This is a genomic window from Halapricum sp. CBA1109 (assembly GCF_009741825.1).
In the GTDB taxonomy this organism is placed as follows: Archaea; Halobacteriota; Halobacteria; order Halobacteriales; family Haloarculaceae; genus Halapricum.
On sequence record NZ_WPCA01000035.1, the window covers coordinates 1 to 22,455 of the forward strand.

At 66.1% G+C, this 22,455-nt stretch carries 16 protein-coding genes, 1 tRNA gene and 3 pseudogenes; 10 read left to right on the forward strand and 10 right to left on the reverse strand.

Annotation, left to right across the window (positions count from 1 at the left end):
- Positions 1–231 precede the first annotated feature (231 nt).
- The 3 genes from GJ629_RS05775 to GJ629_RS05785 are packed head-to-tail and all read right to left on the reverse strand — an operon-like array spanning position 232 to position 3,437.
- Positions 232–1,650: a hypothetical protein gene (locus GJ629_RS05775; RefSeq protein WP_370515802.1), complete on the reverse strand. Its 1,419-nt coding sequence runs from the start codon at positions 1,648–1,650 to the stop codon at positions 232–234.
- On the reverse strand, positions 1,647–2,378 hold the full coding sequence (locus tag GJ629_RS05780) for an ABC transporter ATP-binding protein (RefSeq protein ID WP_370515803.1): 732 nt from the start codon (positions 2,376–2,378) through the stop codon (positions 1,647–1,649). The genes GJ629_RS05775 and GJ629_RS05780 overlap by 4 nt, the downstream gene beginning before the upstream one ends.
- A gap of 51 nt (positions 2,379–2,429) precedes the next feature.
- On the reverse strand, positions 2,430–3,437 hold the full coding sequence (locus tag GJ629_RS05785; protein ID WP_231754512.1) for a hypothetical protein: 1,008 nt from the start codon (positions 3,435–3,437) through the stop codon (positions 2,430–2,432).
- Between the two features lie 465 nt (positions 3,438–3,902).
- Here GJ629_RS05785 and GJ629_RS05790 point away from each other — a divergent pair, with 465 nt between their 5' ends.
- Positions 3,903–4,196: a hypothetical protein gene (locus GJ629_RS05790; protein WP_157512154.1), complete on the forward strand. Its 294-nt coding sequence runs from the start codon at positions 3,903–3,905 to the stop codon at positions 4,194–4,196.
- 42 nt (positions 4,197–4,238) lie between these two features.
- Here the strand turns inward: GJ629_RS05790 and GJ629_RS05795 are convergent, their stop codons facing one another.
- Positions 4,239–9,377: a hypothetical protein gene (locus GJ629_RS05795; RefSeq protein WP_157512155.1), complete on the reverse strand. Its 5,139-nt coding sequence runs from the start codon at positions 9,375–9,377 to the stop codon at positions 4,239–4,241.
- A 335-nt stretch (positions 9,378–9,712) separates the two neighbouring features.
- Here GJ629_RS05795 and GJ629_RS05800 point away from each other — a divergent pair.
- Both GJ629_RS05800 and GJ629_RS05805 read left to right on the forward strand, forming a co-directional pair.
- Positions 9,713–11,471: pseudogene (locus tag GJ629_RS05800) on the forward strand (DNA mismatch repair protein).
- 38 nt (positions 11,472–11,509) lie between these two features.
- On the forward strand, positions 11,510–11,800 hold the full coding sequence (locus tag GJ629_RS05805; RefSeq protein ID WP_157512156.1) for a hypothetical protein: 291 nt from the start codon (positions 11,510–11,512) through the stop codon (positions 11,798–11,800).
- Positions 11,801–11,803: 3 nt separating this feature from the next.
- Here the strand turns inward: GJ629_RS05805 and GJ629_RS05810 are convergent, their stop codons facing one another.
- Complete coding sequence (locus GJ629_RS05810; RefSeq protein ID WP_157512157.1) at positions 11,804–12,103, reverse strand: hypothetical protein; 300 nt, start codon at positions 12,101–12,103, stop codon at positions 11,804–11,806.
- A gap of 422 nt (positions 12,104–12,525) precedes the next feature.
- The gene (locus GJ629_RS05815; protein ID WP_370515804.1) at positions 12,526–14,442 is read right to left on the reverse strand and encodes a DEAD/DEAH box helicase; all 1,917 of its coding nucleotides are present in this window, start codon (positions 14,440–14,442) and stop codon (positions 12,526–12,528) included.
- A gap of 98 nt (positions 14,443–14,540) precedes the next feature.
- On the opposite strand from GJ629_RS05815, the pseudogene gcvPA reads away from it, so the two are divergent.
- Together gcvPA and gcvPB are read left to right on the forward strand one after the other, a co-directional pair.
- A pseudogene (gcvPA, locus tag GJ629_RS05820) lies at positions 14,541–15,871 on the forward strand (aminomethyl-transferring glycine dehydrogenase subunit GcvPA).
- Positions 15,872–17,286 (forward strand): annotated as a pseudogene (gene gcvPB, locus GJ629_RS05825) (aminomethyl-transferring glycine dehydrogenase subunit GcvPB). It begins immediately after the preceding pseudogene.
- Between the two features lie 12 nt (positions 17,287–17,298).
- On the opposite strand, the gene GJ629_RS05830 reads toward gcvPB, so the two are convergent.
- On the reverse strand, positions 17,299–17,655 hold the full coding sequence (locus tag GJ629_RS05830; RefSeq protein ID WP_370515805.1) for a response regulator: 357 nt from the start codon (positions 17,653–17,655) through the stop codon (positions 17,299–17,301).
- A 72-nt stretch (positions 17,656–17,727) separates the two neighbouring features.
- The gene (locus GJ629_RS16090) at positions 17,728–17,895 is read right to left on the reverse strand and encodes a hypothetical protein (protein ID WP_197428458.1); all 168 of its coding nucleotides are present in this window, start codon (positions 17,893–17,895) and stop codon (positions 17,728–17,730) included.
- Positions 17,896–17,981: 86 nt separating this feature from the next.
- Between GJ629_RS16090 and GJ629_RS05835 the strand changes: the two genes are divergently transcribed.
- A complete protein-coding gene (locus GJ629_RS05835) occupies positions 17,982–18,518 on the forward strand; it encodes a cob(I)yrinic acid a,c-diamide adenosyltransferase (protein ID WP_157512159.1) in 537 nt (178 codons plus the stop codon).
- A gap of 85 nt (positions 18,519–18,603) precedes the next feature.
- On the opposite strand, the gene GJ629_RS05840 is transcribed toward GJ629_RS05835, so the two are convergent.
- Positions 18,604–19,554, reverse strand: coding sequence for an MBL fold metallo-hydrolase (locus GJ629_RS05840; protein ID WP_370515806.1), 951 nt, complete (start codon positions 19,552–19,554; stop codon positions 18,604–18,606).
- Between the two features lie 97 nt (positions 19,555–19,651).
- Here GJ629_RS05840 and GJ629_RS05845 point away from each other — a divergent pair, with 97 nt between their 5' ends.
- On the forward strand, positions 19,652–19,918 hold the full coding sequence (locus GJ629_RS05845) for a hypothetical protein (protein ID WP_157512161.1): 267 nt from the start codon (positions 19,652–19,654) through the stop codon (positions 19,916–19,918).
- A 52-nt stretch (positions 19,919–19,970) separates the two neighbouring features.
- Positions 19,971–20,045 (forward strand) — tRNA-Val (locus GJ629_RS05850).
- Between the two features lie 470 nt (positions 20,046–20,515).
- Here the strand turns inward: GJ629_RS05850 and GJ629_RS05855 are convergent.
- Positions 20,516–21,190, reverse strand: coding sequence for a DUF1028 domain-containing protein (locus tag GJ629_RS05855; RefSeq protein ID WP_157512162.1), 675 nt, complete (start codon positions 21,188–21,190; stop codon positions 20,516–20,518).
- Between the two features lie 80 nt (positions 21,191–21,270).
- On the opposite strand from GJ629_RS05855, the gene GJ629_RS05860 reads away from it, so the two are divergent.
- Both GJ629_RS05860 and GJ629_RS05865 read left to right on the forward strand, forming a co-directional pair.
- Complete coding sequence (locus tag GJ629_RS05860) at positions 21,271–21,999, forward strand: alanyl-tRNA editing protein (RefSeq protein ID WP_157512163.1); 729 nt, start codon at positions 21,271–21,273, stop codon at positions 21,997–21,999.
- 86 nt (positions 22,000–22,085) lie between these two features.
- Positions 22,086–22,355, forward strand: coding sequence for a hypothetical protein (locus GJ629_RS05865; RefSeq protein ID WP_157512164.1), 270 nt, complete (start codon positions 22,086–22,088; stop codon positions 22,353–22,355).
- Positions 22,356–22,455 lie beyond the last annotated feature (100 nt).

A 22,455-nucleotide genomic window follows, 5' to 3' on the forward strand; every position in this document is an offset into this window, starting at 1 on the left:
GATTTCCGAGATGACGAGAGAGCTGCGCTCTCTCGGACCACGCGCTTTCGGGCTCTTTTGAGCCCTCCAGTGCTTACGTCGCCGGGGTTCCCGGAACTGGCCTCGCCCTTTCAGTTTGCCGGAAGACGGCGTCTTCGCGCCCGAAAATCTTGATTTTTCGCAGGCCGCCAGGGTTCGGTTGTTCGACCGGCAGAAACAGGCTCTTTGCTCGGTGCATATCTGAACACTACCTCAGGTTCGGAGCCGCTCGTCCCAGCGCGGCCCGGCCAGCCTCGTCAACACGAGGCCGACGGCCGCGGCGACAGCCGACCCCGCGACGGCCCCGACTGTCGCCGCCGTCGGCGCTTGGGAGGCCGACAGCGACGCGACGAGCAGCGGCACCGAGACCAGCGACAGCCCCGCCCCGAACAGCATAAATCGCGGTGTGTCGAACAGCAACTCGGTCGGCGAGAGCCCCGCGACGTAGGCGGTCAGCCCGAAGACGTACACCGCAACCAGCGGGAAGACGACAGCCCCGACGAGCAACTCACCGGTCGGAAACCACAGCGCCGCCAGCGCCAGATACGCCAAACCTGTCGGGAGGATCAACACCAGATACGCGAGGAGTTTCCCGCGGAGTACGTCCCCGACAGTCACCGGCAACCGGCGGTACTCCTCGGCCTCGTCGAACTGGGTCAGCCACGTGTACGTCGTGAACCCGCCGAGACCGAGCAGCGTCCCGAAGCCGATACCCGCCGCCGGATCGAGCGCCGTCGCCGAAGCCAACTGCAACAACAGCAGCGCCGCCACGCCGAACAGCACACCCATCGAGAAGACGACCTTCCAGACCGACCCGCTCGACCGCGTCACGTCGACCAGCGCCCGCCGCGCCAGTCCGTTCCGGTCCGGTAGCAGGTCGGCCACGGCCGCGACGGGAAAGAGTCGCTGTCGCCCCCGCGAGGAGTCCTCGACTGGTTCGAACGCCAGCAGTCCGAACGCGAGTGCGACCACCGTCGGTCCGAGTCCCTGAACCGCCCCAACCGGCGACGGCGAGGCGTACAGGGCGTACGGCGTGAACGCTATCAGATCGACGGGTGTCCCGAGAGCAACGGCGGCGAGAACGGCCACGATTCCGAGCAGCGCGGGCCGACTCCGACTCGCGAGGCCGACCAACGTCAGACTCAGGCCGACACCGAGTGCGAACACCGCCGTCAGCGTCAGCCACAGCAGGAGAATCTCCAGCGGCGAGGACCCCTGTGCGAGCGCCAGCGGCATATACGCCAGCGCGATGGGCGCCAGAAAGAGCACCGAGTAGTACAACAAGTCCTTCAGCAGGAAGACGCCCAGCAGCCGTCGCCACGAGACTGGCAGCGTCCGCGAGGTGAAGACGATGAGCGTCACGTCCCCGAGGACGTTCCGCATCGCGTCCCGGCCGATCAGTCCCAGCGTCCCGACCTGCAACCCGAAGAACCCGACGAGGGCGTGGAGCCCGCCGACGATGGCGAGATGGTCGGCCCCGGTGTAGAACAGCAGCGCGAACGCTCCGGCCGCAAGCGACAGCACGAACAGCGGGAACGCCGCGAAGCGTCGCCCGCCGAACAACTGGGTGTGGAGTCGCCACTCCTCGGTCAGCATCGCGCCCAGCAGTCGGACGGTCCCGACGCCGCTCACGGCTCGGCGACCTCCTCTGGCCGCGCTCCCACGGTCGAGATGAAATACTCCAGCAGCGACTCGCCGGACTCAAGCGTCCGCGGGTCACGCGTCGCCAGCAACTCCCCCTCGTGGAGGATACCGACCGACGTGCACAGCTCGGCCGCCACCTCGACGAAGTGCGTCGAGAGAAAGAGCGTGTTTCCCGCCTCGCAGTAGTCCCGCAGGTGATCTTTGACCTCCTCCTGAAGTATCGGATCGAGGTTGACCAGCGGTTCGTCGATGAACACCAGATCCGGTTCGTGGACGAACGCCTGTGCCAACATCACGCGCTGGCGTTCCCCCTCCGAGAGGTCCGAGGAGAGCGTGTCGAGTTTGTGCGTGATCGAGAGCCGGTCGGCCCACTGGCCGATCCGGTCGTCGATGTCCTCCAGACCACGAACCTGCCCGACGAACTCCAGATACTCCCGCGGCGTGAGGAAACTCGGCGGGTCCTCCCGCTCGGGCAGGATACCGATTGCCTCCCTGACCGCCAGCGGATCGGCCACCGGGTCGTGGCCCAACACGGTCGCCGACCCCGCCGAGGGCTTTCGCTGGCCGGTCAGTATCTCTATCGTCGTCGTCTTGCCCGAACCGTTCGGCCCGAGCAATCCGAACAGTTCGCCGTCCTCGACGGAGAGGTCGAGCCCCTCCAATGCGACGACGTCGCCGTACTGCTGTCTGAGCCCGTCAGTCTCGATCGCCGGCACTGTCAGTGCCTCCGCTGTGTGAACATATAGCTACCATCCGGGCGGGCTGTCTTATCGGTTTGGGGCGCCGATCATCTCGAACAGCGCGAGGGCGTCGAACAGCGTGCCCACGTCGTCTTCGCTGTCGTAGTCGAACAGTCCCGGATGCGCTTCGATCACGCCGCTGTTGCGGTTGTTGTAGTACACCAGCGCGTCGAACAGGTCTGCCTCCCCGTCACCGTCGACATCTTCGTAGACCCCGTCGCCGTCGGGGTCGGTGATCGGTCGTCCGCCGACCACGCTCGGTACCGCCGACTGCTCGACGGTGACGTTCCGTGTCGCGTTGTTCCCCCAATGGTCGGTCGCCCGAATCGTTACTGTGTCGGTCGGTCCCTCGACCGTCACCGACCACTCGGTAGCGTCGTCGCCGGCGACAGTCGACCACGGCCCGCCGTCGACGCTGGCTTGTACTCGCGTGATGTTCGAGTGTTCGTCTACGGCGGTGCCAGTGATCGTCGTCTCGTTGCCGTAGCTCGAATGGTTCGGCCCACCGTCGACGGTGAGCGCAGGCTCGGCCACGTCGATACCGTGGGTAGTGAACACCTGCTGGAGCGCCGTCTCGTTGTCTACGCGCTCGGCGAGTGCGTCGTACACCTCGAAGGCCGACTGGGGCATCTCCTCGTCGAACGCGCTGTACACCGTGGCGAAGGACTCGTTCATCGGATCCTCGTTCGGCGTGTCGTCGACGACATCGTACAGCGCACCGGCGATGGCACCCTCGACGCGGTAGCCGTCCATCGTTCCGTCGTCCTCGGTGACCGGCGGGCAGTTCCTCGGCATCGTCTGGTTGTAGTAGGTTGCTTGGTCGTCCCACCGGCTATCCACCATCACCGCGGCGAAGAACTCTGCCCAGCCTTCCCTCAACGCGAACTCCACACTCGACTCGGTATTGTAATAGTGACAGCTATCTTCAGACCCGAACGACCGCCCACCACTCGGAGATTTATCCAAGTCGTACTCAAGGGTCGTCATATGGAGTGCGTGGCCGTACTCGTGGTAGATAGCCTCTCGGCTCTGCATATCTGGAGCATCTTCCAGGACAATTGCTTCGTTTTCTTTGACCGGGCGACCTGGTGAGTACACTGTCGACCCGCCTGGCGTGACTACACGTATTCGATGGCGCTCAAGTCCTTTGAGTGTGTTTTCTTTGACAAACTTCTGTGCCCGATAGAGTGTCCGGGCAATGTGGAACATCGTACGATTTGAGTCGGGAACTACCTCAGTGTTCCCGTCACCAGTATAGTCAGTACCGAGCGCCGTACTATCGTTGAGATGGACTGTTTGCACCGGTGAAATGGCAGTGTAGATAGAACCGCCCCGTAGGGGATACGCGTCCAGCACACTGCCAGCGGGCCCATCAGCGACGAACCGAACGAAGAGGTCGACCGTGTCGCTATCCCCATACGGGGCGACACAGGCTTCGAATGCGCCGTCATAGCCGGTCGAAGCTGTTCCGAGAGTAACGTTCGCGGTTTCGTTGACGTCTTGGACGATATCGACCGTGATCCCACGAGCGAGGTGATAGTTCCCGTTGTACTGAGCGTCAGGCTCGTAGGGGTCGTACCGGTACTCGGCTTGTCCGTGAACGAGCGTTTCGTTGACATCACAGTCCGTCGTGTTCGTGTCGGTATCGATACTCACATCGCCGGCGTCAGCGTGGACAGGGGCAGCGACCAGCGTGAGTGCGAAGACAGCGGCCAGTACCGCAGCGAGGCCGACCGTCGCTCGTCGAAGAGACAGAGGTTGGAACATCACGTTTCACTCACCAGATGGATATAAACATCTTAGCAGGCGTGTAATATAAGTCTCAGCATCGAGCAACTACCCGGCTGCTGCGACGTAGAGCGTCTCGGTCTCTTGGTGCGTGATCTCCCACTTGTACTCCTGTTTTTCCCACTCGTAGACGGTCTCGCTTAAGCCCGCCATATCACGGCCAGAGCCCTCGACTTTCTCCCAGTTACTGCCCGGGGACTCGATGTCTGTCTCTGTATCGACAGTTCTACTCTCACCGGTGTAGCTCGGCATACCAATGAGGTCGTAGCCGTTAGTGACCCCGGTCGCGACTAGCTTATTGAGGCCGCTATCGAAGGCGACCCACTCGTAGCTGGTCTTCTCGACGGTGCGGGTGTCGCCCGTCGATTCCCAGCCATCGCCGGGATCTTCCGCGTTCCACTGTTGTTCGGGAGTGACGGTATCGTCGCTGCCATCTCCACCCTTTGGACGTTTGATATCGAACGTGAACCGATCCACGTCGCTTCGGCCGTCCGGTGCTTCCGCGCGTGCTTTCACGGTGTACGTGCCGACGGAACTCACGGACTCTGATTTCGAGAGGCCGAAGTTGAGGTCTTTGTACGATCCGGTGGAGTCGTCGTACTCTTCGTGAACGACTACACCGTTGGGCCCAGTAACTTCTATCGAGAAGTATGCCCGTTCGATGTTGTCGATACCGCTTCCACCGACACCGTAATCAATGGGGACGGACTCACCGGCCGAGAGATATACCGTCTCGTCTCTGGACGGAGTCCCGCTTCGGGCATACAGATCGATTTCAACCTCTTTGTCAGGCGGTTGTTCACCCACAGAAAGAGTCTCCGTGGTAGTCGCACCGTGTTCGTCGGTGATACGTACCGTCACATTGTGGATGCCGGGATATTCCACACCCAATGTCTCGTCGTCGACCGGGGCTTCGATATCCACGCTCGGCGAGTCGGTAAGTCCCGAGGGACTATCGGTGGTGTAATCCCCGTATTCCCACGAGTACAGCGGCGAGTACGGTGCGTCCGCCGAGATACTGTACGAGTCGTCGTCCGGATCAGCACCCTCCGCGTCGATGGCCGCACTCCAGTACCCGTTGTCGGCGTCAAGCGATGGATGGTCTTTGTATGTCGGATCTGTATTGATCACATTGACTCGGTCGAACTCCGGCGGTCGGTTTACTTGGATAGTCTTGGTGAGCGAGTCACTGCCACCGGCGGTTTTGATGTAGGCCGTGACGTTGTGGACCCCACCATCGCTGAAGCTGTAGGTGTTCGTGCCGAGGAAGAGGTCCCTGACGAACGACGACTCGGGCAGAATCATCGTTGCGGGCGAGCCGTCGACGTACAACTGCACGGCGTCCGTGAGATGCTTGCCGGAGACAGTGAACTCGGTCCGCTCGCCGGGCGTGGGCGTCGACGGATCGACGTCCAAGCTCTCAATCTCCGGTTTGGGCTCGGTCCCCTCTCGAGGTCCATCACTGATGCTTGCCGTGGTGGAGTTCGTTAGGCCGCCATCGTCAGTCACAGTCAATCGCAGTTCGAGATCCGGATCTTTACCGACAAGGTCGACCTCGATATTCTGCGTCCCGCTGGTATCGCTGATCGGCGTGAGCAGTTCGCCGTTCTCGGTGATCACCTCGTACTCGTAACTGGTGATTCGCCCATCAGGATCGCTCGAGTTCGTTGGGTCAAGAGTGTATTCACCGGGCTCCGCTGCCCCGATAACTGAAAGCGACGCACGTGGAGGTTTGTTACCAACGAAATTCCCCGTACTCCAAATCCGTCGTTCGATGGAGTCTGTGTTGCCATCATCGTCTTGGACGGTGAGCGTAACCGTCGCATCGACGCCGGCCCCATCACGTTCGAACACCATATTCGTTTCAACCTCATTTGCAGGTGATTGAATGACCGTGTCGCTGGTCTCGATAGAGTATCGGTAGTCCACGATCTCTCCGTCAGGGTCGTTGGAGCCCGACGCATCGAGCCGAAACTTGGCTCCACTGCCTTCGTGTAGTACTGCGGTAATCGAGAGTTCCGCATCAGGGCCGACCGAGGTGATAGGATCGCCGCCGCCACCCCCGCTGCTGTCGACGGTGATGGTCTCGCTGTCGGTGCTGGTACTGCTACCGCTGCTGACGGTCAGTTCGACAGGGATGCTCACGGAGTCGCTGTCGGGGCGGTCGATCTCGATCTGTTTGCGTGCTCCGCGGCTGGCCGTGACGGTGACGTCGGCACGACTGTCGTCGATGTCGAAGTCGTACGACGAGATTGCCGAGGCCGGGAAGGATCCGCTCCCTCTCAACAGCCACGTTTCGGTGTCGGTATCGGCGTCCGTCCGCCGGGTCTGGAGGACGGCGGTCACACTGGGGTCACCGGTCGAGTCGGCACTGGGGACGGTGACAGTCGCAGTGTCGGTCGCGGGCCCGTCGGAGCCGACATCGGTTCCTTCGACCGCAAGTCGGTAGTCCGTCCGCCGGCGCGGTACAGTGATCGTCTGTGTGGTCGGGCCGTCCCGGAGACCACTGATAGCGCGTCCGGGATCGATCTCCCGCCAGTCGACCGTCGGCGCGGCCGCACCGCTGGCGCGGAGTCGGTATGTCACCGTCCGGGCCGTTCGCGACCGTTCATCGAGTGTGATCTCGAAGGGGTTCGATCCGATGCCGACTATCGCCGGGACGGTAGCATCGCCGATGGCGGTCCCGGACTCGCCGGTTTCCGTGTCGGTGACGGCGAGTTCGACGGCGACAGTGGTGTCACGGTCCTGTCGCTCGACAGTGTACTCGACGGTGCGACCGCCCTCGAGGTCGGTCGAGCCAGTGACGTGCCTCTCGCCGGCCGTGACCTCCCATCGGAAGTCGTAGCGACCGGTATCGGAGTGGGCCGTCGAGGTCGCTCGCAGACGAGCGTGCGTGTCGTTGAGTCCGTCGACGTCGACAGCGACGCCCGGGTCGAGCGTCGAGCCGTCGGTCCCGGGGACCCCCACACCGCCCTGTACCGCGTCACTGTAGCCGTTCGCGTCAGTGACGGTCAGCGCCACCGGGAGGTAGTATCCGGTTGCGGCACGTTCGACGGTGATCCGTTGGGTTCGCTGGTCGTCCCGCAGTCCGTGGACCCGGCCGCTGTGGGCCAACGCACGCCAGTCGTAGCCAGTGAGTAGCGCGTCCGCGGTCGTCGCGCTCGCGTCGAGCCGGACGACGGCGTGAGTTGCGTTGGCTCCCACGCGGGTGACGTCTACGGCCGCGTCCGGCGGTCTCGCCGTCGAGGAGTCGCTATCGGACGATTCGACAACGACCGTCTCGGTCCGGTCGTGGTCCGGTTCGACGGTCACGGTATCGGTGTAAGTCGTCCGGGTGTCACGCTGGGTGACATCGAAGGTGACGGTGTCGATAGCTCGGGTCACGGTGATGTTCTCGACCGAGCGGAGGTCGCTCCCGGACGCGTTGGCCGCGAACAGCGAGTACGACCCGTAGACGCCGCTCCCGTTGACCAGCGACAGGTCGAACGCCGAGTCGATGGCTGCTGCCGGGGAGTCCATCCCGAGCGGGCCACCGTCGGCGGTCATCGATTCGAGGTCGAGGTGGACCGTCGATCCCGTCGTCCGCGTCCTCGTCGTCGGCGTCTCGACGACGGTGCGGCCTGTCGCGTCACGGTAGACCGACAGCCGCCACGACGCGTCCGACGTGGCCGCAGTATCGGTCGCGGTGGCAACCAGTTCCGTCGCGTTCGCGGGACCGATGGGGAGCGAGTCCGTGGCGACCGTGACGCTGCTGTCACGCATCCCGTCGGCCGCCGAAAGCACCGTGACCGGGTCGTCGGTCGGCGCGAGCGCCTCGGCATCGAGCTCTATCTCCTCTAGTTCGGTGACCGTCCGCGGCACCGTCTTCGTCCACTCGTACACCGGCCGGTCCTCCGTCCGTTCGTACTCCCCGAGAACGTATCCCGGCTCTTCCAGTCGCCGCCAGTCGTAGGTCGTGACGTTCCGGAACCGGCCGTAGCGGGCAACCGTCTCACCGTCCCGCACTTTCCGTTCCCACGTGTACGTCGGGACCGTCTCGTGGCGGGCGTACCGGGCCGTGACGGTCGCCGGAGTGATCGTCTTCCGATAGCGGTACTCCGTCCCGGTCCGGTTCGTCCGCGTCCAGTTCCGTCCCGGGGGTTCCGCCGCCGTCGCGTACCGGTAACTCGCCGGCGTCCGGTCGAGAACCTCGACCCGGTCCCACTCCGGACCAGGGTCCTCGCTGGCGGTCGTCACGTTGCGGACGACCGTGGTCGAACCGGCCCGGTCCACGCGGGTCCAGTCGGGCCCCGGTCGCGTCGCGTTCACGACGCGGTCGTACACCGCACTCCGGCGGTCGACGACGGCGAGTTCGCGCCACGCCGGTCCGGGCGCGTCCGTCGAGACGGTCGTCTCGACCACCTGCCGAACGGTCCCGTTCGGGCCGACTCGTTCCCACTCCGGTCCCGGCCGTGAGACGTTCGTCGTCCGACGGTAGTCGGGAGCGCTCCGTTCGAGGACGGCGACACGCTCCCACGACGGGCCGGGCGGGCTGTCGGCGACTTTCGTGTCGGTTACGACCGTCTCGGACCCGCGGCGGTCACCGCGCGTCCAGTTGGGCCCCGGTCGTGCCGTCGTCGTCCGCGTGTAGGTCCTGTTCTCGCGGCTGACGGTCCGGATCACGTCCGTGCGCGTCCTCGTCCCGGACGTCGCGGCGCGCCCGTCCGGCGTCCCCAGCGTGACCCGCACCCCGTACTCGACGCCGGCGTCGGTCGGTTCGATAGCCGTCATCTCACCGCCGATCCCCTGCTGGTCGGCCACCGTCTCGACCAGTCGGGCGACGCGCCGTTCCGTCGCGGCCGTGATCGCTCCGTCGAACGTTCGGGCGACGGCCGCCCTGACTTCCGGCCGGACGCCACCGGTCGCGTTCGCCGGACCGGTCGCTGTGATGTCGACGGCGGTCCCGTCGCTCCCTGTCCTGTTCGTCGCCGTCGCGTTCGCCTCCACCGTCGCGTTCGATAGCTCTGCCTCGATACCTGCTTCGAGAACATCGGCGCTCTCGCTGCTGTCGACTGTCGCTCGCCGGTCGTCGGTCTCGACAGCGGTAATCGCCGCTGTCGTCCCGAGCAACAGCACAGCCAGTATCACCGCTCCGACGACGAGGAGGTTCCCCTGCTCGTCGCCCCGCAACCCCGTATCGTCACCCATCGGTAGCACAGTTTCTGTTGAACTACTACGGTGTAAAAATATATCCAATTCGTTCGCATCGATCCGGCGCCGCGAACGAGACGACTGACGGGGTCAGGCGGCCGATGGTACGGTTCTCGGCGTGGATAACCGACGAGTTCGTCTCGATACCGAGCCGACTCAATTCGTGGCTGTTTCGTACTGCTTTCGAGAGTAGCCGCCACGTCGTGCGATTCTGTGCTGTAGTTTCGAGAGAACGTTCGACCCTCTATTCGTTCGATTAGGGGAATCACTCACGAACAAATCGGTTCGGGCCGTGAGGAAACGTCTAAGCGGGGGGCGACCGACCACCCGCTATGCGACTGGAGGACTACTGGGGAATCGGGCCCAAGACCCGGGACCTGCTGGCGAGTGAGATGGGCGTCGACGCGGCCATCGACGCTATCGACTCGGCCGACATCCGGGCGCTGACTGCGGCCGGACTCTCCCGCGGGCGGGCCACGCGCATCCTCCGCCGGGCCGAGGGCGGGTCGGCGATGGACTGTCTCACGACGCGGGACGCCCGCGAGGTGTACAAGGAACTGCTGGGTATCGTCGAGGAGTTCGCGGTGACGGCCTACGCGGCCGACCGCATCAGAGTGCTCACACCCCTCGAAAGTCCCGAGGCGATGACCGAGCGACTGACGGCCGTCGCCGACGCGCGCTCGGTCTGGACCGGCCTCGACGAGGCCACGCGAACGTCGGTCGTCGAGGCGTTCGAGACGGCCGAATCCTACGCGGACGACCGCCGGGCGGCCGTCGAGACGGCCATCGCACTGTTGTCGTGTGACGTCGAGGGCGGGGTGTTCGACCCGCTGGCGTCGTTCGATCGCGAGGACTTGACGGCCGCAGCAGCAGCGTTGGCGGGGCTCACCGGCGCGGACGACCGCGTCGGCGATGGCGCCGACGAGAAACTCGATGCCCTCCGGGACGGCCTCGGTGCGGTAGAGGATATGGCCGCGACGCCCGCCGAGGTGGTCGAAGCGGTTCAATCGAACGCTCGCAGCCCAGACGCGTTCCGGGAGGCCTACGTCGACTACGTCGTCTCGGAGACGGGCGTCGACGCCGCGCGGGTGCGCGAGACGGCCGCCGGGGAAGCCACGGACGCACGGGACTTCGTCACCGCGTCGCTGCGGTCGCTGTCGGACGCCCTCCGATCGGCCGTCGACGACCGCGAGGAGACGGTGGCCGAGGAGCTACGGGACACACTGGAAGCAACCGAGGAGACGGTCGAGCGCGCCGTCTCGGTGGTCGACGACCTCGCGCTGTACGTCTCGCTGGCGCGGTTCGCCGAGGCCCACGACCTCGTCACGCCGACCATCGTCGAGAGCGACACGGTCGCCGTCCGCGGGGCCCGGAACCTCGGGCTGTCGGCCGGCGGCCAGTCGGTCCAACCGGTGACCTACGCCGTCGGCGACCACGACCTCGATATCGCCACCGCCGACGGGCCGCCGTCGGGCGACCGGGTGTCGGTCCTGACCGGGGCCAACAGCGGCGGGAAGACGACCCTACTTGAGACGCTCTGTGAGGTCCAGATACTCACCCAGATGGGGCTGCCGGTCCCGGCCGAACAAGCACAAGTCGGCCCGGTCGACGCTATCGTCTTCCACCGGCGACACGCTAGTTTCAACGCCGGCGTCCTGGAGTCGACGCTCCGGAACGTCGTCCCGCCGCTGTCGCGGGAGGGCCGGACGCTGATGCTCGTCGACGAGTTCGAGGCGATCACCGAACCGGGCAGCGCCGCCGATCTCCTGCACGGCCTCGTGACGCTGACCGTCGATCAGGACGCCCTGGGCGTGTTCGTCACGCATCTGGCCGACGACCTCCAGCCGTTGCCCGACACCGCGCGCATCGACGGCATCTTCGCCGAGGGGCTGACGCCGGAACTGCAGTTACAGGTCGACTACCAGCCGCGGTTCGGGACCCATCGGCCGCTCGACGCCGGAGTTCATCGTCTCGCGGCTGGTCGCCGATTCCGAGGACCGGACCGTCCGGGCGGGTTTCCAGACGCTGGCCTCGGCCGTCGGCGAGGAGGCCGTCCAGCGCACGCTGTCGGACGCCGAGTGGACGGAGTGAGCAGTAAGTATACTTCCGTGGAGCGATTAGCGGACACGATGTCCTCGAAGCTACTGAAACTAGTCTACGGTGCGGTCGCAGTGAAAGGACTGTTCACCGCTATCGCGCCGAAGACGAGCCTGAAACTGAACCTTTCGGCGCTTGGCCTCAGTCTGGAGAACGTCTCGGAGTTGGAACCGCGCGAGTGGTACGTCGACGCCGTCCGCGCGACGGGCGTCGGGATGCTCGCCGCCGGCGGCGTCGGCCTCCTGTTGACCGGCGACGACGAGTCCGAGAACGAGGCCGACGACGTCGACCCCATCGACATCTCGCCCGACGAGGAGGCCTGACGCTCACTCCAGGCGGACGCGGTCGACGGACATCACGCCGAATGTGTCCGCGACCTGTTCGCGAGCTTCGGTCGCGCCGTCGCCCTCGGCGGCGACAGTCACCGCTAGCCCGACGACGGCCGTCACCTGAATGTCCGTCGCGCGCGGCGTGACCGAGTCGATGTCGTAGACGTTCGGCTCGGCGATGTCGCTGCCGTCCGCGAGGACCGCCTCGACGCCGCTCGTGAGGTCCCCGCTCGCGTCGAGGGGGACCCAGAGGGTGACTGTCACCGTCACGTCGACTGTGCTGGCAGAGACTGCCATAGCCGGCCGCCCGGAATCGAACCGGGTCCACGCGACCACGCGCGACCGAGAGTGCTGTCGCTGTCGACTGTCGGCACTACCGGGAGTGGCCGAACCGCACACGCTCGACGGCGCCTACCGGTGCCTGTGGGAAGGGGTGACGACGGAGAAGTAGCCAGCGGATGCCGACCACCGCCGCCTCCCCCGTCCCGTCCGGGTCGGCGTTACGCGGCGAGGGTGGCGGCGGTCGGAATCGGCCAGTGATCCGCCTGTGAGCCACCAATCCCGGTCGGGAGTCCGGAGACACGGCTGCCGTTCGCGCCGACAGCCGATGATTTGGTGGCCTGCATTCGGATCACCTGTTCGCTCGTGTGACCTACTGTGGGGGAAAACATATTAATTCTTTTGCACGTTCGGAACGTGCTATCACGGCACACAGGGAGTTACTCGTCGGCGTTCGCTTCCGTCTCGTCCGCCTCGCCCGCCTCGTCGTCCACTTCTGTCCCACTCGCCTCCTCGTCCGCTTCCGCCTCGCCAACGGTCGCGTCGGCCTCGGTGACGCGGACGCCCTTCTCGGCGAGATAGCGGGTCCGCTGGCGGGCGAAGTCCTCCTCGCGAGAGCCGCGAGTGGCGAGGACGTACACCGTCGCTTGGCCCTCGGGACGCATCGTCCGACCCGCCCGCTGGGCGCCCTGTCGACGCGACCCGCCAAGCCCGGAGGCGACGATGGCCACCGCCGCCGACGGGAGGTCGATGCCCTCGTCGCCGACCCGGGAGACGACCAGCGCGTCCCGGGTGCCCTCGCGGAACTGCTCGAACAACTGCGAGCGGCGGGCGTGGCGCGTCTCGCCGCTGACGAACGGGACGTCGAGGGCCTCGGCCAACTCCCGACCCTGATCGAGGTAGTCGACGAAGATCAGCGCCTGCTCGCCCGCGTGCCGGCGGAGGAGTTCGCGTGTCTCCGCTATCTTCGCCGGGTTCGAGGCGGCCAGCATCCGGCGCTCGTGGCCGTGGGCGCTGACGTACTCGTTGCGCGCGGTGTCGTCCGTCCACGGGACGTAGCGTATCTCGACGCTCGGTTGGGCGACGTAGCCGGCGTCGAACAGCGCGTCCCAGTCGGTGCCGATGGGCGGCCCGATGAGGGTGAAAATCTCCTCCTCGCGGTCGTCCTCCCGGACGGGACTGGCGCTCAGTCCCAGTCGGTGGCGGCTCTGGAGGTCCGCGGTCCGGCGGCGCACGTCCGCCGGGACGTGCTGGACCTCGTCGTAGACGATCAGCCCCCACTCGCGGTCCTCGAAGATGTGTCGGTGGCGGTCCATCCCCGCGGTCTGGTAGGTGGCGATAGTGACCGGCCGGACCTGCTTTTGCCCACCGTGATACTCGCCGATCTGGTCCTCGGTCAACGTGGTGTGGGCGAGCAGTTCCTCGCGCCACTGGACCGCCAACTCCCGGCCGGGGACGAGGATCAGCGTCTCGCCCTCGATGCGGGCGAGAATACCCATCGCCGCGACTGTCTTCCCGCTGCCGGGCGGCCCGACCAGCACGCCGGCCTTGCGCTCTACGAAGGAGTCGACCCACTCGTGTTGGTATGGCCGCAGTTCGAGGGTCAGATCGACCGGAAGCGGGTCGCCGGTGTCGAGGTCACGCTCGTCGAGCACGGGATAGCCCGCCTCGTACAGCGTCCGCTTGACCTCGGCGATGGCCTCCTCGGCGACCCAACTCTCGGTGTCCGATAGCTCCGCGCGGAGCTGTCCCGCTTCGAGTTTCTGCCGCGCGACGTTGCCCATCAGGTCCGCCGTCGCCGCCTCTAGGACGACGTACCCCTCCTCGTGGGTCCACAGGCGAAACTGCCGGGCGCGCTCGTACTGGTCTTCGATCCACTCCGCTAACTCCGGGTGGGCCTCGGGGAGGACGTCCCGGACCGTCCCCAGCAGTTCCTCGATGCTGTCGTAGGGGGCCTGCCAGATGTCGGTGTCCGTAATCTCGTAGAGATAGCCCTCGTCGCCGGTAGTGTCGACGAGTCGAGCGAACTGCGAGAGCTGTGCCCGGGTGAACTGGTGGGGTTTGTCGACGACCAGTTGCCGCCGGTCGGGGAAGACGACGATGCGCTCGCGGTCGGTCATACTCGCCCAGTCGGCCGGGTAGTAGACCACCGGGTCGGTAGAGACGTCCTGTCGTTCGATCTCGCCGGAGCCGATGAGGCTATCCAGCGTTTCGCTGGCCGTCTCTTGGTCGATATCGCGGTGCTGGGCGAACCGCGTCGCCGTCAGGACCGGTTGGCCCAGCGCCTCCAGCGCGTCGTAGAAGGCGTCCGGGTCGACGGACGCCTCGTCGCCGTCGTCGGAATCTCCTGCTGTCACTACCTCGGTTTGTGGACGGGTCTACTAACGGCTTGCGACGGAGCGCCCGCCTGTCTTTATGCCCGTCGGCTCGCAAGGTGAGCACATACCACACAGCTATGACGACACACCAGCAGGGGAGTCCCTTCGCACCCCACACCGAGGCCGAGACGGCCGCGATGCTCGACGCCATCGGCGTCGCCGACACCGACGCGCTGTTCGACATCCCCGAGTCGGTCCAGTTCTCGGGGACCTCGACATCGAGGGCGCGAGCGAACGCGAGACCCGCCGGGAGGTCAGGCGGACCCTCGACCGGGACGCCGACCTCGTCTCCTTCCTCGGTCGCGGGCACTACGACCACTACGTCCCCGCCGTGGTTGAGGACCTCTCGGGTCGCTCGGAGTTTCTCTCTTCCTACACCCAGTACCAACCCGAAGTCGCGCAGGGGTTCCTGCAGGCGCTGTTCGAGTACCAGTCGATGCTGGTCGAGTTGATGGGGCTCCCGGTGGCGAACTGCTCGATGCACGACGCCGCGACGGCGCTGGGCGAGGCGGCCCGCCTCGCCAGTCGCGTCCGAGAGGCCGACGGCCACCGCGTGCTCGTCCCCGAGACGATGCACGAGGGGCGCCGCCGCGTGCTGGAGAACTACACCGTCGGCAGCGAGTTGACAGTCGAGACGTACCCGACGGAAGGCGGGACCGCCGACGTCGCGGCACTGCGCGACCGCGCCGACGAGTCGACAGTGCTGGTCCACGCCGAAAGCCCGACGGTCCGGGGCGCAATCGAGGAATCGCTGTCGGCAGTCGGGGATGTCGCCGCCGCACACGACTCGCTGTTCTGTCTCGGTACCGACCCCGTCGCGATGGCCCTACTGGAGTCGCCGGCAAGCGTCGGGGCAGACGTGGTCGTCGGCGACGCCGGGACGCTGGGCCTCGGCGCGGCCAACGGGATGGGCCACGGAATCTTCGCTACTCGGGAGGCGTTCCTTCGGCAGGTGCCGGGCCGCCTCGTCGGGGCCGGCGAGGACGCCAGCGGCCGTCGGGCGTACACGCTCACCCTCCAGACCCGGGAACAGCACATCCGCCGCGAGCGGGCGACCAGCAACATCTGCACGAACCAGGCGTGGCTGGCGCTCCGGAGCGCCATCCATATCGCGGTACTCGGGCCGGACGGCCTGCTGGAGATGGCCCGGACCAGCGTCAAGCGCGCCCGCTCGCTGGCGAAACGGATCGACGGTATCGACGGCGTCCGGGCGCCGATACACGACCGCCACTACGTCCGGGAGTTCCCAGTTCGGACGGACCAGCCGGCACCGGCTATCCGTGAGGACCTGCTGGAGCGCGGGTTCGCGGTCCACGCGCTCGACGAACACACGCTACAGGTGTGTGTCACCGACACGACCGAGGCCGAGACCGGACGGTTCGTCACCGCGCTCCGGGAGGTGGCCTGAATGCGCTACGATCAGGCCCGCTGGGCCGAGGAGGACCGGTACGAACCGCTGTTGGCCGAGAAGCGCAGCGAGACGGTCGAGGTGGAGGGACCGCTCCCCGACTCGCTGACCCGCGAGGAACTGACCCTGCCCTCGCTGTCGGAACCGGAGGCGCCCGCCACTACACCCACCTCGCACAGGAGACCTACGGCGTCGACAGCGGCCCGTTCCCGCTGGGATCGTGTACGATGAAGTACAACCCGTCGCTTCTGGAGGCCGTCGCGTCGGTGCCCGCGGCCTCGGGCCACCCCGACCGGCCGGCCGAAGCGATGCAGGGGACGCTGGCGATTCGCCACACCCTCCAGCAGTGGTTGGCGCGCATCGGCGGGATGGACGCCGTGACGCTCCAGCCACCCTCCGGTGCCGCCGGGGAGTACACCGGTCTCCTGATCGCAAAGGCCTACCACGAGGACCGGGGCGAGGAGCGCTCGGAGGTCGTCGTGCCCGACAGCGCCCACGGGACGAACTTCGCCAGCGCGGCGATGGCCGGGTTCGAGGTGGTCGAACTCCCGAGCGGCGAGGACGGCCGCGTCGACGGCGACGCCTTGGAGGCGGCGCTGGGCCCCGAGACGGCGGCGCTGATGCTCACCAACCCCAACACGCTGGGGCTGTTCGAGCGCGACATCGAGTCGATAACCGACCGCGTCCACGACGCCGGCGGCCTCGTCTACTACGACGGCGCGAACCTCAACGCCCTCCTCGGGCAGGCCCGCCCCGGCGATATGGGCTTCGACGTGATGCACTACAACGTCCACAAGACGTTTGCGACGCCCCACGGCGGCGGCGGCCCGGGCGCGGGCCCCGTCGGCGTCACCGACACCCTCCGACCGTACCTCCCCGACCCCCACGTCAGGGAGGGGTCCGACGGCTACCGACTCGTGACCCCAGAATCGACCGTCGGGAAAGTCCACGGCTACGCGGGCAACTGGCTCGTCCTCCTGAAGACCTACGCCTACATCCGGCGACTCGGCGGGGCGGGGCTGGCAGACGCCAGCGCGAAGGCGGTCCTCAACGCCAACTACCTCGCCGAACAGATCGATTTGGAGGTCCCCTACGGCCCGTTCCACCACGAGTTCGTCGCCAGCGCCGGCGACCGGGACGCCGCCGACTTCGCACGGGCGATGCTCGACCACGGCGTCCACCCGCCGACGACGAAGTGGCCGGAACTGGTCGACGAAGCGCTGATGACCGAACCGACCGAGGCCGAGTCGAAGGCGACGCTGGACCGTCTCGCGGCGGCGTTCGAGGCGGCCCGGACCGCCGACGAGGAGACGCTTTCGGCCGCGCCGACGCGGACGACCGCCCGGCGCGTCGATCAGGTCGCGGCGGCCCGGACCCCGCGGCTTTCCTGGCAGGCGCTCGACCGCGATGAGTGACGCTGTGGGGGGTCAGCCCTCGACGGCGGTTCGGATCTCGCGCGCGAGGTCGCCGTAGCGCTCGGTGCCCGTCCCCTTCTGTACGTAGCCCGTCACGTCCGCACCCTCGCTGATCGCGTCCATCTCGTCTCTGTCCTTGCCGGTGAAAAAGAAGAAGGGGAGTCCGGGCGACCGCTCCCGGACGGCCTCCATAAACTCGATGCCCGTCATCCCGGGCATATTGTAGTCGCTCACGACGCAGTCGAACGAGCCGTCTTCGAGGCGCGTAAGGGCCGCCTCGGAACTGGTCTCGGTGGACACGTCGAGGCCCTCGTCCTCACGTTCGAGAAACGTCTGAGTGAGTTCGAGTACGTCCGTGTCCTCGTCCACCAAGAGGACAGCAATCGACTCTGGCATCTATCTGAACGTAGAACGGTCGGTGACTTGTAGCTATCTATGGCATCACGCCGTCGCTGTGTCGATCACGTCGCCGATCTGGACGGTCGTGAACCCGCAGTCGTCACAGCGCCACTTGATCTTCCGTCCGAGGTTGACGTTCGTCGAAGCGACGCGGGTGAACCCCGTCGTCTCGCCACACTCCGGACAGGACTGCTCGCGGTGCATACTCATACTCGGATGCAGGTGCGGTCCACACTTGAACCTGTTTCTGTTGCCGGGCCGCGGCAGTTAAGCCAGTGTCCCCCGATGGAGAAGATATGAAGATATACACCGGCCGCGGCGACGACGGACTGACCGACCTGCGGGATATGTCGCAGGTGTCGAAATCCAGCCAGCGAATCGAGGCCTACGGCACCGTCGACGAGGTCAACGCCATCGTCGGCGTCGTCCGCCCGACGGGCCACGACGACATCGACGAGTGGCTTCGAGCGATTCAGAACCACCTCCACGTCGTCCAGGCCGACTTCGCGACGCCCGAACCGGACGACGACGACCCCGTCATCGACAGCGACCACGTCGAACAGGTCGAATCGTGGATCGACGAGGCAAACGAGGAACTGGACCCTCTAGAGCAGTTCATCCTGCCCAGCGGGTCCAAACCGGGCGCGAAACTCCACCACGCCCGCGCGGTCTGTCGCCGCGCCGAGCGTCGCGCCGTCTCGCTCGCCACGCAAGAACCCGAGGTGAACGACCAGGCCATCATCTACCTCAATCGCCTCTCGGACCTCCTCTTTACCCTCGCCCGCCTCGTCAACAAACGCGAGGGCGTCCGCGAGGAGAACCCCGACTACTGATACTGCCGGCTGTAACTTTGTGAGGATATTCGGCCATCCCGTATCATCACGATTCCTCACAGACTTCCAGCCGGCAGTATGGTCCTCACTCGACCGGTTCGTAGTGGAGCGCCCCGTCGATTTCGACGGGCCGCACCCGTCCGCGCGCTTCCAACACGTCGAGGTGACCAACCGCCTCGCTCATCCCCGAGAACTGCTCGGTGACCGGGAGGTCCCCGAACAACTCGCCCATCACCGTGACGGGTCTGGTCGGGTCGTCGACGACGGCCGCGACTGCCTCGGTCCGGTCCTCGTTGGCCGCGAGGATGTCGTCGATACGGCCCGCCGGGTCGGTCACCGCGTCACCGTGGCCCGGGAGCATCCGATCTATCGACCGTGCCCGGAGGGACGAGAGCGACTCGTTGTACGCCGGGAGGACCCGCGGGCGGTCCGCGTCCGGCCCCGGCGGTGGCTGGAGGAAGGGATTGGGCGTGATTGTCGGTAGGACCGTGTCGCCGACGATAGCCTCCCGCCGGTCCCCCTCGTCGTAGGCGATGGCTATCTCGCCGACTGCGTGTCCCTCGACACCGACCACGTCGGCAGTCGTGTCCCCGATAGTGACCGTGTCGCCGGCGTCGAGACGCCGGTCGACGGCCACGCTCGGCGCGTACTCGGCGAACGCGTCGGGGAGGCCGGTGACCGTCCGGGCCGTCGTCGGGGACATCCCGCAGGACTCGAAGAAGTCTTGGAAGTAGGCCTGTTCGGCGTCGAGTCGTCCCGGGAAGTCCTCGACTATCGGCGCGGCCGCCGCCGACGCGACCACCGTCGCGCCGTGTTCCCGACACCGCTTGGCGAGACCGAAGTGGTCCGGGTGCGGGTGCGTGATCAGGACCCGCTCGACGTCCGACAGCGATTGGCCGGCCCCGTCCAAGCCCGCTTGGAGGGCCGAGAGTGCCTCCTCGCTGTCGGGACCCGGGTCGACGAGCGTGTCCCCACAGCGGTAGGCGTTGACTGCCCCGACCTGGAACGGCGTCGGGACCGAGATCCGTTCGAACACACTCGCCGTTCTCCCGGCGGGCCGATACCACTTTGGGATAATCTGACCTCTCGATGAGGCCACAAAGGGTTTATTCGTCCCTTGCGTAAGGACAGATATGAACAAGCACTTCGAAGACACCCAGTACTACCTCAAACGCGCCGGATCGGAAGCCAAACGCGGCATCAAGGAGGAACTGGAACCGGTTCAGGAACGCGTCGAGCGACTCGCTGGCAACGAGGACGAACCCGAGGAAGGTCGCCTCGACAGCATCAAATCCGACCTCAAGAAAATTCAGGGTCGTGCCGAGGGCGAGGCCAAGGAGGCTATCGGCGAAGCACGCGAGCGAGTCGAGGCGCTCCGGCAGAAACGCGCCGCGGAGTGACCGCGCCGGAAAGCAATTCTTAAGTCGCCCACCGGATTAGCGTGGGGTGCGCGGGTCGGTGATCTAGGTCGGTTATGATACCTCCTTCACACGGAGGAAGTCGGCGGTTCAAATCCGCCCCGACCCACTTCTGACGGCAACTGCGACGAACGAAGTGAGGAGCCAGTGCCGTCTGTGTGGCTCTGGCGGATTTGAACCAGACGAGGCGCGCGCAGCGAATGCGAGGCGGGACCACAGGGAGCGCCTCGAAGCGAACGGCAAAGCCGTGAGCAAGCGAGCACGTCTCGGCGAGGTTCACAATCCGCCCCGACCCACTACTACTCAGACGAGAAACCATCAGACCGCTTTCCCGGACAAAGGGGATCCGTCACTCGTCTTCGGCTTGGGCTATCGCCTCGTGGGCGTCCGGTGGGTCGTCCGAGGTTGCGCTGAGGAGCGACCCACAGAACTCACAATAGGGGCTGGCACTATCTTCCCAGTCGTCCCACCATCCGCATTCGGGACATAGCATCGGTCTTCGGGATCACGGTTCGGAAGCGACGACCTTCGTTCTTCGGGCCGAGACGAGAGATACGACGGTCTGACGGAACGCACCACTCACTCTTCTTCGGCCCGTTCGGCAGCGGCCTCGTAGCTCTCGCGAGCGAGGGCGTGAGTCTCCCGCAGGTCGGCGATGGGCGTCTCGGTGGCGTCGACGCGGAGGTCGTGGGTGAACGGGGCGTCCTCGTAGTCCTCGGTCGTCCGGACCAGAAGGGCCGCCGACTGGACGGTGAGGTCGGTGCGCTTGTCGCCGCCGGCGTCGTGGCCGGCCGCGAGGGCGTCGATCAGCCGTTCCGGAAGCGGCGTCGAACGGTCGCTGTCCTCGTAGGTGTCGACAGTCGCGTCGAGTACCTCCGGGCCGGTGAGGAGGTTGCCGGCGACGGTGACGCCGTCGCCCTCGTGGTGGCCATACCAATCCTTGCAGTCCTCCCCGGAGAAAGTGAAGGTGCCGTCGGCGTCGACGCCGTGGAGTTGGCGCGTCGGAGCCTCCTCGTCGGCGTTGAGCAGTGCTTCTAGGGCGTCCTCGACGGCGAGGCCGTCGGCGAGGTACTCGACGCCGCGGCGGCCGAGTTCGGGGTTGACGAACGACTGGGTGGCGACGGCGCCGTGTTCGTTGGCGAACGGGCACAGCGTCCCGACGCCGGCCAGTCGCGTCGTGACCGCGACGCCGTAGCGGGTGTGGTCGACGCCGTCCGATTCGTAGCGTTCGCGGACGCAGATGCTGAAGGTCATAGCCGACCGTGACGGGCCGGCGGGACAAAGCTTCGGGGGCCGCAAAACGACTTTGGGCGAGTGGGGCCTACTGAGAGTCGATGACGGACCTGCTGTACCTGCCCGACGCGGACGACGTGACGACGTTCGAGGCCACCGTCACCGAGGCGACACCGGAGTATCTCGTCCTCGACAGAACGTACTTCTACCCCGAAGGCGGCGGCCAACCGCCGGATCACGGCGTCGTCGAGTGGGACGGCGGGCACGCAGAAATCGACGGGGTGCGGAAAGACCACGGCGACGTGCGACACGAGGTGGCGTCGATGGCTGGGGAACCGCCGGCGTCCGGCACGGCGGTCGAGGGACGGATCGACGAACAGCGCCGGCGCGCCCTCTCGCGGATGCACACCGCACAGCACGTCATCTCGCGGGTCGTCCTCGACGAGTTCGGGGCGACCACGGCAGGGAATCAGGTGTACGCAGACCGCGCGCGTATCGACTTCGAACCCGCGGACTTCGACGCCGCCGATCTCGACCGCATCGAGGAACTGTCGAACGCGGCCATCGAACGCGACCACGCCGTCACGAAGGAGAACCGCCCCCGCGAACAGGTCGAAGCGAACGTCGACGAGGGGCGGGCGCTGCTGGATATGATCCCGGACCACGTCGACCCGTTGCGGGTCGTCGCCATCGAAGAGTTCGATATGTGCCCCTGTGGCGGGACCCACGCCGACAGCCTCGGCGAACTCGGCGGCGTCGAGATACGCGAGTGCACCTCGAAAGGGGCTGATATCGACCGAATCGAGTTCACGCTGACCGCGGTCGAGTGAGACGCGTCGCGGCCCGAGCGGACTGTTTTCGACGGCGACGCGGCGGACCGTCAGTACAGAAAAGCGTTTACAAACGAGGAAGTAATATGACAGCACAGATCACGGCCGGGGCTGTGACGGCACGGCGTCGGTCGACCGGGAGTACGAGTACGATGGCCAGACACGATTACGACCTACCGGCGGACTACGAGCAGCGAGTGCAGGAAGGAACGATGAGCGAGTGGTACACCCACGAACGAGCCAAACGGCAAGCCCTGCGGCAGGACACGCAGTTCGAGAAAGAGTACACCGGCCTCCGCGGGCGCATCGAGCGACTGCTCGACGCCGCCAGCGAGACAGTCGATATCGAGCGCTGATAGTGTTTCGTGTAGCTGTGTATCGGTGCGACCGCCTGATTTCGTCCTGCGGAGTGACACGACGCAGGGCTCGGGAGGCAAACAGCGTGCGCCTCCCGGT